Annotated in this window: 13 protein-coding genes and 1 pseudogene; 8 read left to right on the top strand and 6 right to left on the bottom strand. The window is 60.8% G+C overall.

What is annotated here, in order from left to right; genetic code table 11:
• Positions 1–39 precede the first annotated feature (39 nt).
• From FHT93_RS18735 to FHT93_RS18705, 7 genes and pseudogenes are all read left to right on the top strand, one after another.
• The gene (locus FHT93_RS18735; protein ID WP_112970529.1) at positions 40–615 is read left to right on the top strand and encodes an NAD(P)H-dependent oxidoreductase; all 576 of its coding nucleotides are present in this window, start codon (positions 40–42) and stop codon (positions 613–615) included.
• Between the two features lie 27 nt (positions 616–642).
• Complete coding sequence (locus FHT93_RS18730) at positions 643–1455, top strand: citryl-CoA lyase (RefSeq protein ID WP_183848849.1); 813 nt, start codon at positions 643–645, stop codon at positions 1453–1455.
• A 9-nt stretch (positions 1456–1464) separates the two neighbouring features.
• Positions 1465–2655 carry a CoA transferase gene (locus tag FHT93_RS18725; protein WP_112542658.1) on the top strand — a complete coding sequence of 397 codons (1191 nt, stop codon included), beginning with the start codon at positions 1465–1467 and terminating at the stop codon, positions 2653–2655.
• A 37-nt stretch (positions 2656–2692) separates the two neighbouring features.
• Entirely contained in the window at positions 2693–3553 is an 861-nt protein-coding gene (locus tag FHT93_RS18720; protein WP_113212768.1) for an extradiol ring-cleavage dioxygenase, read from the top strand.
• Positions 3550–3933 carry a hypothetical protein gene (locus FHT93_RS18715; RefSeq protein WP_112542656.1) on the top strand — a complete coding sequence of 128 codons (384 nt, stop codon included), beginning with the start codon at positions 3550–3552 and terminating at the stop codon, positions 3931–3933. The genes FHT93_RS18720 and FHT93_RS18715 overlap by 4 nt, the downstream gene beginning before the upstream one ends.
• 73 nt (positions 3934–4006) lie before the next feature.
• Positions 4007–5449, top strand: a complete 1443-nt coding sequence (locus FHT93_RS18710) for an amidohydrolase family protein (RefSeq protein WP_183848848.1) — start codon at positions 4007–4009, stop codon at positions 5447–5449.
• A 78-nt stretch (positions 5450–5527) separates the two neighbouring features.
• Positions 5528–6180, top strand: a pseudogene (locus FHT93_RS18705) (IS5 family transposase).
• 38 nt (positions 6181–6218) lie between these two features.
• Here FHT93_RS18705 and FHT93_RS18700 read toward each other — a convergent pair.
• The 6 genes from FHT93_RS18700 to FHT93_RS18675 are packed head-to-tail and all read right to left on the bottom strand — an operon-like array spanning position 6219 to position 11438.
• Entirely contained in the window at positions 6219–7163 is a 945-nt protein-coding gene (locus FHT93_RS18700; protein WP_112970524.1) for an ROK family protein, read from the bottom strand.
• A complete protein-coding gene (locus FHT93_RS18695) occupies positions 7163–7882 on the bottom strand; it encodes a ribulose-phosphate 3-epimerase (protein WP_113117539.1) in 720 nt (239 codons plus the stop codon). Before FHT93_RS18695 ends, FHT93_RS18700 begins: the two co-directional genes overlap by 1 nt.
• On the bottom strand, positions 7879–8712 hold the full coding sequence (locus FHT93_RS18690) for an alpha/beta hydrolase (protein WP_183848846.1): 834 nt from the start codon (positions 8710–8712) through the stop codon (positions 7879–7881). Before FHT93_RS18690 ends, FHT93_RS18695 begins: the two co-directional genes overlap by 4 nt.
• The gene (locus FHT93_RS18685) at positions 8709–9530 is read right to left on the bottom strand and encodes a sugar phosphate isomerase/epimerase (RefSeq protein ID WP_183848844.1); all 822 of its coding nucleotides are present in this window, start codon (positions 9528–9530) and stop codon (positions 8709–8711) included. The genes FHT93_RS18690 and FHT93_RS18685 overlap by 4 nt, the downstream gene beginning before the upstream one ends.
• Positions 9530–10606 carry a Gfo/Idh/MocA family oxidoreductase gene (locus FHT93_RS18680; protein WP_183848842.1) on the bottom strand — a complete coding sequence of 359 codons (1077 nt, stop codon included), beginning with the start codon at positions 10604–10606 and terminating at the stop codon, positions 9530–9532. Before FHT93_RS18680 ends, FHT93_RS18685 begins: the two co-directional genes overlap by 1 nt.
• A gap of 10 nt (positions 10607–10616) precedes the next feature.
• Positions 10617–11438: a sugar phosphate isomerase/epimerase gene (locus FHT93_RS18675; RefSeq protein ID WP_183848840.1), complete on the bottom strand. Its 822-nt coding sequence runs from the start codon at positions 11436–11438 to the stop codon at positions 10617–10619.
• A 251-nt stretch (positions 11439–11689) separates the two neighbouring features.
• Here FHT93_RS18675 and FHT93_RS18670 point away from each other — a divergent pair, with 251 nt between their 5' ends.
• Complete coding sequence (locus FHT93_RS18670; protein ID WP_183848838.1) at positions 11690–12838, top strand: Gfo/Idh/MocA family oxidoreductase; 1149 nt, start codon at positions 11690–11692, stop codon at positions 12836–12838.

Here is a 12838-nt window from a genome sequence, read left to right as displayed (position 1 = left end):
TAAATTCGCTAGACGAATAGAGGGCCTCGGGAGGAGCTTATGACGCGATTGAAAGTCGCCCTTATTGTCGGCAGTGCACGGGCTGCCTCCCTCAACCGACTGCTCGCCCTTGCGATGACAAAGCTTGCCAAGCCCGACGTCGAGTTCGACTGGGTAACGATCCGCGACCTGCCGATCTTCGACCAGGAGGTTCTGGATGCCGGCACACCGCCGCAGGTCGAGCGGCTGAAGAGCCAGATCAAGCGCGCCGATGCGCTGCTGTTCGTGACGCCCGAGCATAATCGCTCCATTTCGGCCATGCTGAAAAATGCCATCGACTGGGCTTCGCGGCCCCGGGATTCCAGCGTCTGGACGGGCAAGCCGGGCGCAATCGCCGGCGCGTCTTACGGGCGCATCGGAACCGCCGCCGCCCAGCAGCACCTGCGCGCCATTCTCGGTTGTCTCGACATCGCCGTCATGGGACAGCCCGAGGCCTTCATCCATCTCTACCCCGATCTCATCACGCCTGAGGGCGAGGTGACGAACGAGGAAACCCGCCGTTTCCTGCAGCTCTACATGGATCAGTTCGATCTCTGGGTCAGCCGCTTCGTTTCGGCGAAGAGCGCTGCCGCCTGACACGGGAACCAACCCAAGGACTTCAGCATGAAAATCGGAAAGCAATCACAGCCCTATCAGGCGATCTGCACCTCGAACCCGGAGACGATCATCGTCCGGGGCCACGACCTCGTGAAAGACCTCGTGGGCTCCATTTCCTTCACCGACTATACCTGGCTGCTTGTGGCCGGTTCGCTGCCGGACGAAAAGCAGCGCCGCATGCTGGATGCCACGCTTGTGGCAATCGCCGAACATGGTCTCGTCCCGAGCGTGCAGGCGGCCCGAATGACGCTCGCCGCCTCTCCGGAAGCCGTTCAGGGAGCGGTTGCCGCCGGTCTTCTCGGCTGCGGTTCGGTGATCCTGGGTGCTTCTGAATCGGCCGGTGCCTTCTTTCGCGACGTGCGCCAGGAAAGCGAAGCAAACGGTAGTTCCACCGAGGCTGCGGCCGAAAAGCTGCTGCGGCGCTACAGGGAAGACAAGAAGCCGGTGCCTGGCTACGGCCATCCGCTGCACAAGGGGCATGATCCCCGCGCCGAGCGGCTGCTTGAGATCGCCCGGTATCTCGGCGTCGCCGGCATACATTGCGAGATCGCCAAGACGGTCGAGAAACTCATTCCCGATATCATCGGTAAGTCGTTGGTGATGAACGTATCGAGCGCCATCCCAAGCGTGCTGCTCGATGCCGGTTATCCACTTCTTGCGCTGAAGGGCGTGCCGCTTCTGGCCCGAACAGCCGGCCTTATCGGGCACCTGCTCGAAGAGCAGACCCGTCCGATTGGCTTCATCATGTCCCACGCTGCCGCCGGCGCCATCGACTATGACGGTCCCGCGCCCGAGGGTTTCATTGCGAACGAGAATTAGGATCCGGAAATGCTGACTGCTTTGAACCAAATCCGTGTCGTCGAACAGGGCACGTTCATTACCGGGCCCTGCGCGGGCATGATGCTCGCCGATCTCGGCGCTGACGTGATCAAAATTGAATCCGCAGGTAACGGCGACCCTTATCGCAGCTTCAAGACCGGCTTCTACAGCGCGCATTTCCAGGCCTATAACCGCAACAAGCGGGCGATCGGGCTGGATCTGAAAAGCGATGCGGATCGCGAAGTCTTCTATCAGCTGATCGCCCAGGCGGATGTTTATATCCAGAACTTCCGCCCAGGCGCTGCCGCCCGTATCGGCGCGGATTACGAGACGCTGTCGAAGATCAATCCGAAACTCATCTATTGCTCAATCAGCGGCTTCGGGCCTGACGGTCCATACGCGCAGCGGCCGGTCTATGATTCCGTCGCCCAGGCCGTTAGCGGGTTCCTCAGTGTCTCCATCGATCCCGAGCAGCCGCGGTTCATAGGGCCCGCGCTCGCCGATGCCATCACCGGCATCTATGCCTCGCTCGGCATCTCCGCAGCCCTCGTCGAGCGCGGCCGAACCGGCAAGGGCAAGCGCATCGACATTTCGATGATCGAGGCAATGATGCATTTTGCCGTCGAACCCTACATGGGCTATTTCGCGCTCGGCGAAGAACCGAGCGGCGTCGACCGTCCGCGGCTCGCGCAGGCCTATATCGTCCGCTGCAAGGACGGAAAGCTCTTCGCCTTCCATCTCTCTTCGCTCGACAAGTTCTGGGATGCACTGGTGGAGGCGATCGGCGGGCAGGAACTGGCCAAAGACGAACGCTTTTCGCAACGCCTGAAACGCATCGACAATTATGAAGCGCTGAATGCCGAGCTGAATGCGATCTTCGCAACGAGGACGCGGGCCGAATGGGTGGAGCGTTTCTCCGGCTTCGACGTGCCCTTTGCACCGATCAACTCAATCCCTGACGTTGTCGGCGATCCACAGGCCCAGCATCTCAACATGTTCGTTCCGGTCGCAGGGCGCATCGAAGGCGCCGAGCAGACAGTGCGCCCGGCTTTTTCCTTCGACGGCAAGCACGCCACGACGGTACGGGCCGCGCCCATCGTCGACCAGCACAGCGAGGAAATCCGCGCCGCGCTCAAAGGCAATCCCGGCGCCTGGCCGGAACTGAACCGCGAAATGGAACCGGTGGCAGCGGCGCAATAAAACGGCTTAATGGACAAGCGATATTTGGAGGAGAGACATGGCAACCCTGGCAGCGGTCCTTGCGACCACCCACCATCCCTTTTACCTGAAGGCGACAACGGCACCGCCCGAGCAGCAGATGCCGCAGGCGCCGGAATGGAAGCGCAAGATCGAGGCCTATCGTGAGACGCTCACTCGTGCGAAGCCCGATATTCTGGTCATGGTTGGCGCCGACCATTTCCACCAGTTCTTCCTCGATAACTACCCGACCTTCCTGATCGGAAAGGCACCGCGCTACGACGCCACCTTCTACAATGAGGAGCGCGAATTCGGCATTCCGAAATATGTGCTTGAGGGCCATGAGGAACTGTCGAACTTCATGCACCAGGGTCTGATGGACCGCGGCTTCGACTTCGCCTTCAGCCATGAGCTGAAGCTCGACCATTCGATCATCTGCCCGATCATCACCACCCGGCCGGATGCCGACCTGCCGGTCGTGCCGATCTATACAAACATCTTCGTGCCGCCGCTGCCCTCGCCGAAACGCTTCTGGGATCTTGGCCGCGCCATTCGAGAGATCATCGACGAGTATCCCTCGGACCAGCGTATCGCCGCCGTCGGCAGCGGGCATCTTTCACTGGAGCTTGGCGGTCCGCGCCAGTTCAAGGAAACTGGTCCCGACCCGGAATTCGACCGCAAGGCGATCGAATGGCTGTCGACCGGCAATATCGAAGCGATCCTCGAAAACGTCACGCATGACAGCATGACGAGAAGCGGCAACGCCACCCATGGCTTCATGGACCTGATCCTGATGATGGGCATCGCCGGGCCGATCCCGACGGCCTATCACGACAATCTCGATCTCTTCCACACCATGGAGGCCTATTTCACCTGGTATCCCGAAGGAGCTGCAGCATGAGCAAGTATTATGTGAACAAGTTCCTCTTCACCGTCGATCGCGATCCCGACCTGCTGCGCCGATATAAGGACGATCCGCGCTCGCTGGTCGCCAGCTGGGAGCAGTCGATCGGACCGAAGCTCAACGATGCGGAAATCTCCACCGTCAATTTCCTGACGGATGCCGAGCGCGAAGCGCTGATCAAGCACGACTATGTCACGCTCTTCGAAATGGGTGCGCATTTCTTCCTGTCGTTGACGATCTTCATCGCCATCTACGACGAGGATTACATGACAAAGAACGGTCCGCTGTCTTTCCAGCGGGAATTCGCTGAGAAGTTGCAGCACTGGACAGGCAAGGATTATCCGTCCGTCGCGCTATGGCAGGCTGCTGCACGCTGAAGACTTCGTTTTGAACGACCTTTCGGCGCCCTGGGCGAAGGAAGCTATCTGGATCGGATTGTGGAGGAAAACCATGTGCAAGTTCTGTGGTAACCGGACGCATGCGCCGGCCGAACTCGGGAGCGGCGCAAACAGGGCAAGCGCCGTATCGGCAGACATGCCCGCCGGCATCGGCGAGGCCGACCGCTTGACGCTCATTCGCGGGGGCGCGGTCCTTTCGATGGATGCAGCAGTCGGCAATTTTAGAAAAGGCGATGTCTTGGTCCGTGGTTCGCGGATCGTCAAGATCGCCGAGGCGATCGACGCGCCTGAAGCCGCTGTCATCGACGCGTCGGGCATGGTGGTCATGCCGGGTTTTATCGATACCCACCACCATCAATTCGAGACCGCGCTTCGAAGCCTGCTTGCCGACGCGATCCTGATCAATGACGGGCGGCCGGAGAGTGCGGCAAATTACTATGAATGGATCCTGCAAAAGTTCTCCGTCCTCTACCGGCCCGAGGATGTCTATATTTCCGAATTGTTCGGTGGCCTGTCGCAGATCGATGCCGGCGTGACGACTGTAATGGATGTCAGCCAGATCCATCATTCGCCTGACCATTCGGATGCCGCCATCGCGGCACTGCGCGACGCGGGGCGGCGTGCCGTCTTCGGCTATTTCGAAGGCTGGGGGGATGCATCAAAATACCCAGGGGATGCGCGTCGCATCAAAGCCGAACATTTTTCGAGTGACGACCAGTTACTGACGATGGTCATGGGCGGCGAGATTTACCTGCCTTTCTACGAGGATGCCTGGGCGCTCGGCCGTGAACTCGGCATTCCGATCGCACTGCATGTCGTCGGGACTTTCGGCATGCGCCCGGTCTTCGATCAATTGGCTGAAGCTGGCCGGTTCGGGCCGGACAATATCTTCATTCATATGACCGGCATGAGCGACATGGCGTGGAAGCGTGCAGCCGATGCCGGTTCACATATTTCGCTCTCGGTGCCGATCGAGATGCAGATGCGCCATGGCAATCCGCCACTGCAGCAGGCACTCGATCTCGGACTTCAGCCGTCGCTGTCGACCGATGTCGAATGCACCATGACTGCCGACATGTTCACGCAGATGCGCTCGGCAATTACTTTGCAGCGTATGCTGGCAAATGATCAGGCTCTTCGTGGTGAAGATTATCCGAAGCTTCTGTCGGCCATGGATGTCATCCGCTTCGCGACAATCGAAGGCGCGCGCGGACTGAAGCTCGACCATAAGACGGGTAGCCTGACGCCCGGTAAAGAAGCTGACATCATCCTTCTTGACGCCACCGCCATCAACGTTGCTCCGCTGAACAACGTCCCTGGCGCCGTGGTGACCCTGATGGAGCGCTCGAATGTCTCGACCGTCCTATGTGCAGGCAAGGTCCGCAAATGGCAGGGCAAGCTTCTCGGTCATGATATTGCGGCACTGCGGGCGAGGCTGGAGTCGAGCCGCGACCATCTGCTCGACAAGGCCGAGATCGCAGCGGCTCTGTTCTAGGCTGTGGTGACAAATTAATGATTTGGGATGCCGTTTGAGGAGCAAATCAGATTCAACGCTGACTTTTGGAGGTCAGCGATGGAAGGTGAAGTTGTCCGGGATGATCAGTGGGAGCGGTTGAAGCCGTTTGTGCTTGGCGGTCGCAAGGGCAGGCGGGGTCCACGCAGCGACGGACGGCGGTTCTTCGATGCGATCTTGTGGCTGGCCCGCTCCGGTGCGCGTTGGCGCGACCTGCCCGAAGATCGCTTCGGTCCGTATCAAACGGTCAAACGACGTTACTACCGCTGGATCGATCAAGGCGTCTTCGACCGGATATTCGAAGCGGTGGCTGCCGATCCGGATATGGAATGGCTGTCCATCGATGCCACCGTGATCCGAGCGCAGGCGCAAGCGGCTGGCGGACGCCGCAAAAGGGGGGCGCAAGCCCAGGCTCTCGGCAGCTCCCGTGGCGGATTTGGCAGCAAAATCCATGCTGTAGTGGATGCCCTCGGGCTGCCGGTTCGTTTCCATCTCGGCCGAGGACAGCAGAACCACATGGCTCCGGCTTGCGACCTCGTTCGGGGACTGCCAGCCAAACAGGTGCTCGCATCGCCTACAAGCAGCGCTGGGGCATCGAGAGTTTCTTCGCCAATCTCAAACAATGGCGACGCCTCGCCACACGCCATGACAAACTCGCAGCCAATTTCCTCGGCTTCATCAAGCTGGCAAGCATCATGCTTTGGCTCAAATAGTTAATTTGTCACCACGGCCTAGAGATTTCCAACCTTCCTCAGCTGAGAAAAATCAAGCTTGCGGCGCCGATCAATCCGGCATGCCTTGCGAGTTGTGCCGGCACGACCGGCACGTCGCGATAGGCCGGCATTGCCCGCTCCCGCATGGTGGCCTCGATTCTGTCGCGTAGCAGATCATGGCCGTGAGATATTCCGCCGCCCATGACGATCATGTCGGGCGAGTAGAGATGCAGCAGGTTGGTAAAGCCGATGCCCAGCCAGCGGGCTTCCCTCTCGATCAGTGCAAGGGCTGCTTCGTCACCCGCGCGCGCCGCCTCCACAACGTGTCGGCCTGTCACTTCGCCATCATCGGACAGCGTTCGCAGCGCCGAACCGTCGCCGGGTTTTGTCAGAGCCGTCGCACGCCGGCCGAGGGCAGTACCCGACGCCACCGCCTCGAAGCAGCCCACCGCTCCGCAAAGGCATCGTTCGCCCTCGCTCGTGATAGTCATGTGGCCGATTTCGCCTGCGAGCCCGCGGCGCCCATGCATGATCCGGCCATCGGAGATCACCCCACCGCCGATGCCGGTGGACACGGTGACGAACACCAGCGAGGCTGCGCCGCGCCCGGCGCCGAAACGCCATTCGCCAAGAGCGGCGGCGTTCGCATCGTTCTCCAGTCGCACAGGAAGTTTCAAGCGCTCCTGAAGAAGACGCGCAAGGGGCACTTCACGCCAGCCCGAGAGGGTAGGCGGCGCGGTGAGAATGCCTAAGACCGGATCGAGCGGACCAGGTGCTCCGATGCCGACACCGAGCGGCCTGGCGTCGGGAATTTCCGAACAGGTTTTCTCGGCAAGCATCGCGATCTGCTCGATGACTGCATTCGGGCCATCCCTCGCGCGCGTCGGCACGGACGCGAAGGCCAGTAATTTGCCGCCGTCGTCAACCAATGCGGCGCGCAACTCCGTTCCACCCAGATCGAATGCAAGCGCAATCTTGCTCATCAGGGCTGAGTCTCCAAAGCGTGCAGCCAGGCGATACGCCCTGGCAGATCCTTATCGCCGAACGCCAGTGATCCGAGCACGACCGTCTCCGCACCTGCTGCCCGCAACATTGGAACGGTCTGTTCGCGGATGCCGCCATCCGCGGCAAGAACGATCTCCTTTTCACGTCCGGCACGCTTCATCAGCGACCGGGCTTCGCGCAGCCGGTCACAGGCTTTATCCGAAAGGCTTTGTCCCTTGACGCCGATCGAGGTTCCGAGCAGCGTGAAGAAAGCGACCTCGGTAAGGAACGGTTCTGCCTCGCTGACCGGAGTTTCCAGCCGCAGAACGACGCCGGCTTCGGCTCCAAGCTCTTTTGCGAGTGCTACTGCGCGCAAGCCTGCTTCACCGTTCTCGGCATGAACGCTGACGAGATCGGCGCCCGCTTCGATGAACTGGCGTGTCTGCTCCTCCACAATCTCGGCCTCGACCATCAGATGCACATGGATCGGTTTTGCCGTCAGCTTGGCGATGCGGGCGACGAAATCGGGAAAGAACAGGAAGCCGGGTGTGAAGCGCGCGTCGGCAACGTCGATATGGTGGAGATCGACATAGGGTTCGATGCGGTGAAGGTCGCGTTCCATATTGGCGAGATCTGCGGACCAGAGTGAAAACTCGCCGAGCAGCCTATGCCGCGGCAATGTGGCGATGGTGCCGCCCGAGAGAGATTTCGATGTCATGGCTGAGCGACGCTCCGATGTTTGAATTCTGTGGTGAGGAATTGCCGGATCACCGTTCGGACCGCGGCGAAATGAGATTCCGCATCCGCTGCCTTTGCCGGCACTTCGAGGAAATGCGCATTTGGAAGCGCGTCGGCTATCACTTGTGCGACGGCGAGAGGGTGAATGGCATCCTGCCGGTTGCCGAGGACGAGGGCGGGAACAGCGAGCCTTGCCGCGTCTGCTCGCGAAACGCCGGTCCCATCCGAGGCGATGTCATGAAGCACGTCGGCGAAATCAGGTGCATCCGGGCGCTCGAAATATCCGAGCAGGGAAGCGAGATTGTCTGGCGCTTCCACCCGCAGACGTTCCGCTGTCGCCGACCTGGCAAAAAGCGCCTGGCCTTCGGCAGGTGGATGAGATCGAAGCAAGGCCGCGATCTCGCGGATCGGCGTGAGATTGTCTGGGGCGCGGGCAAACGACCAGGCCGGGCGCACCAGGACGATGCCCATGACGCGATCGGGGTGCGTTTTTGCCAGATGCAGTGCGATCGCTGCGCCCATGGAGATGCCGCCGGCGATGAACCGGTCTACTCCCTTTTCGTCTGCGGCGGCGATGACGTCGGCGGCAAACATCGCAATCGAGAAGGGGCGTGGCATGCCGAGCGTCGAGCTCCCATGCCCGCGGCACTCAGTCGTGATCCGCCGCCAGTCGAGCCCTTCGGGGATAACCTGCGCGACCTGCGCCTCATTGCCTCCGAGCCCGTGCTGAAAGAGCAAGGCTTTGCCTGTTCCGCAGTCGTAAACTGAAAGGTCGGCATCGTCTCGTCTGAAGGCGATGTGCGTCTTCATCGGATCAGATCCGAAAGAAATCTGGCGACGGCGGGTGCTTCCTCTGCCGTAAGACCATGCGTGACGAGCGTACCGTCGAAACCGGTCACGCACAGGCCGTCGATGAAGGCAGGGAAATCGACGATACCTTGACCTGCTGTCGCGAAGCGGCCATCGGCATAACGATCCTTCGCATGGGCCATCGCCACGTACCCGGCCGAGATATCGATTGCTCTGTCGACGATGTCGGACACTTCGGCCGGTGTCGCCTGCTCGAAGAGGTTTGCCGGATCGAGCACGATGCGCAGGTGCCTCGACCCCATCTCTCCGATCAGTCGCACCGCATCAGCGGCGGAAGTGACGATGTTTGCCTGTTCCGGCTCGATGCCGAGATCGATGTCGTGCCGCTCGGCGAGTTCCAGCGCTTTTTCCATTTCGGCAGCCATATCGGCCCAGGCAGACGGAAGCGCATTGTCCGGATGATGCATCCATTGATCCTGGGCATGGCGGCTGCCTGTGCAAAGCGTCACAAGCGGAATCTGCAAGGCTGCTGCCGTTTCGATCACCACCCCAAGCTGTTTGAGCCCTTTTTCCCGCACGGATTTGTCCGGGTGGGCCATGTTATAGGTGCCTGAAAGTGCCGCGAGTGAAATACCGGTCTCTTCAGATGCCGCCCGGATCGCGGCAATCGTTTCCGGCGCCACCGCATCCGGCATCGACGGCAGGCCGACGCAGGCGAGATTGAACTGCGTTGCCGCAAATCCGCTGTCACGCACGGCCGAGAGCACACGCTCGGGGTCTGTGCCGGGGAAGGTCTTTGCGAAGATGCCAAGCTGCATCAGACCGATCCCGTGACGGTTGCGAGTTCGACGCGTTCGCCCGTTTCGACCGAGCGGGCGATGGCGACCATGGCACGGATGGAGGCGATGCCGTCCTCTATATCGGCGCCGCGCATGGGCGCGCCGTTCAGCACGGTATCGGCAAGCCCTTCCAGTTGCCGGCGGAAGAAGTGCCCGTCGGCGCCTAGTGGCTTGCGCGTGGTCGCGTCCTTTTCGTGGAAGATCTCGACCTCGCTCGCCCTGAAGTACCAGGGATTGAAGGTCTTGGCGATCACCGAACCGTTTTCGCCATAGAGCTGGAAGCCCTCATGCCAGTCCATGCGGACCGCGACCGTCAGATCGAGATGACCGAGTGCGCCATTGGCGAACTCGGTTTCCACGAACCAGCAATAGGCGCCGGCACGCTCGAGAAGGCGGGCTCGCACCGCGACGATCTCGCCACACAGGAAACGGGCGGTGTCGACGAGATGCGAGCCATGCGCCAGCATGAAATACTGGCGCAGGTCAGCCTTGGGGTTTCCGGAGGGTTTTCTCGCGAATTTGCTGGTGATCGGCAGCGGTTGAACCGCATCGGTATTGGTGTAGCGGTGGGTGGAGTCGCAGTACCAGGCTTTCAGCGCGAAGATCTCGCCGATATCGTCACGGACAAAATCCCGTGCAGCCTCCAGCGCCGGGTCGAAACGCTTCATGTGGCCGACCTGCAGCACTTTGCCGGAGCGCTTGACGGCGTCGGCGAGCGCGCGGCCCTCCTCGATCGTCACGCCGGTCGGTTTCTCGCAGAGCACATGCTTTCCAGCATCGAGCGCCTTGACCGACATCGGCACGTGATAGGCGTCCGACGTCGCGATGATGACGGCTTCCAGCTCGGGATCGGCAAGCATCGCGTCATAATCGGCGTATATCTTCTGTGGTTCGTATGTCGCGCCCATGCGCGCGAGCAGGTCGGGTGCTGCGTCGCAGATCGCGTAGAGGTCGGCATTCCCAGCCTTCACGCAGGATTCGAGATGGGCGAACTGCGCGATCGGGCCGCAGCCGAGCACGCCCACACGCAGCCGACGGTCTTCCTTACGGATCATGACTTCTCCCTCAGGCGCCGTAGCGGCGCATCGTTTCCCGGTTCGTCCGGACGGCTGCCACGGGATCGGCGGCGGCGGTGTCTGATTCCTCTTCCAAGACCAGCCAGCCATTGAAGCGCGGCGCGGCAGCGACGATGTCGATCACGGCGGGCGTATCGCAGACCCCTTTGCCAAGCATGGCCCAATTGCCCTCTGCATCGACGTCCTTGAGGTGCAGATAGCGGATACGGTCCTGATAGGTTCGCAGCGTATCCAGAATATCGTCGTGACCGCGCAGAATATGACCGGTATCCGGCACCCAGCCGACGAGGTTCTTGTCGAGAAGCGAGAAGATCCTGTCATAATCGGCGCGGTCGAACAGCAGCGTATTGTGGTGCGAGCTCGGATGCACAGCGATATCCACGCCGGAAGCTTTGCCCAGTTCGCCCGCCCGATTGTAGAATTCCGCGGCGATTTCGAATTTCGCCTCCCGCGATCCTTCGGAGACTACCGTCGCAGAGCCGATCGAAACGAAGGCGCCGGAAAAGGTGGCCGCGAAATCGATCCAGTATTGTGTGGTCGTGAGGTCGTTCTCGATCTCTTCCCTGAGGGTGAAGCCGCTTTTGGAGCCAATCGCAAAAGACACGAGCGTCAGGCCATGTTTCTTCAGGCTCGCGGCGAAATTATCGGGATGATCCGCGTAGCGACCGATCATCGTGTCGGTAATCTCGATACCCGCGTAGCCGCCCGCCGCAATGGCTTCCAGCAGATCGTCCGGGCCGCCATTCCAGTTTTTCCCGAGCATTTCCCAGGTGAATGTCTGGCAGCCGACTTTCAGGTCTCTGATACTCATGCCCATTCCTTGACTTCGACCTGTGTAGGCCTTCGTTGATATGCCGCTGGACCGGTTGACCGCGCTCTTGGCATGATGGTGAAGCGGCGACGTCCCCTGGCGAGCTGCGTGTAACGGTTGGATTGCTATTTCCGCATGGTTTATAAAAATATGTCGCGCGTCAAGAAATAAAATGTTCTATAGCGGTTGTCGCTGCGGCAACGCCCATCGATGATGGGCGGAATATCTGAAATTGGTGGGGAGGCCAGTTTATGAGAGCATATCCGGGGACCAGGCTGGGCATCGGCGTTATCGGCTGCGGCAATATCTCGATGACTTACCTGCGTAACGCTGCCCTGTTTGCCGGAGTCGAATTGAGGGCCTGTGCCGACATCTCATCCGACATGTCGGCGCTGAGGGCGAGGGAATATGGCATCCGGGCGATGGAGGTCGATGCGCTCTTGGCCGACCCCGAAATCGATCTGGTCCTCAACCTCACGATCCCGGCCGTCCATTTCGACGTGACGATGTCGGCGCTTTGTGCGGGCAAGCATGTCTTCACCGAAAAGCCTCTCGCGACGTCTGCTGCCGAGGGCCGCAAGCTCGTGGCCGAAGCCGCAGGTCGCGGTCTTCTGTTGGGATCGGCTCCTGATACATTCCTCGGCGCCGCTGGGCGGCGTGCCCGAGGCCTGATGGATGCAGGTGCGATCGGCCGCCCGGTCAGCGGCACCGCCTTCATGTTCGGCCGCGGCATGGAACATTGGCATCCCAATCCACAATTCTACTATCAACCCGGCGGTGGCCCGCTCTTTGACATGGGTCCCTATTATCTGACGATGCTGGTCAATCTGCTCGGCCCGGTGAAAAGCGTGATGGCGATGGCGACGAAAGGCCAGGAAGAACGGCTGATAACGGCCGACGGCCCCTTCAGGAACACGACGTTCAAAGTGGGCACGCCGACCAATGTGCTCTCGCTTCTCGAGTTTCAATCGGGCGCGACGGTGAATTTCGGTGCGTCGTGGGATGTCTTCCGGCACTCCAATCATCCGATCGAGTTGCACGGCACCGAGGGGTCGTTGCGCCTGCCCGATCCCGACACGTTCGGTGGAACGGTCTGGCTCTCCGAGCGCGGCGCTGAATGGAAGAATTTCGAAAGCGAAAACGAGCTGTATGGTGCCCCAAACTGGCCGTATAGCGCTCCCGACCGCGCCAACTATCGCATGCTGGGCGTTGCCGATCTCGTCCGCGCGCTTGGCGAGGGCAGGGCGCCACGCGCCTCCGGCGATCTGGCCCTTCATGTTCTCGAGATCATGGAAGCGGCCCTGGCATCCAGCGAGGCCAGGAGCGCGGTTGTGATCGCAGGCACAGTCGCACAGCCGCCGCTGCTCGGGGACGATGAAGCCCGCAGCCTGCTTGCTTGA

The organism is Rhizobium sp. BK379, from assembly GCF_014193955.1.
In the GTDB taxonomy this organism is placed as follows: Bacteria; Pseudomonadota; Alphaproteobacteria; order Rhizobiales; family Rhizobiaceae; genus Rhizobium.
Note: the sequence above shows the minus strand (reverse complement) of the source record. Positions and strands in the feature narration are given on the sequence as shown.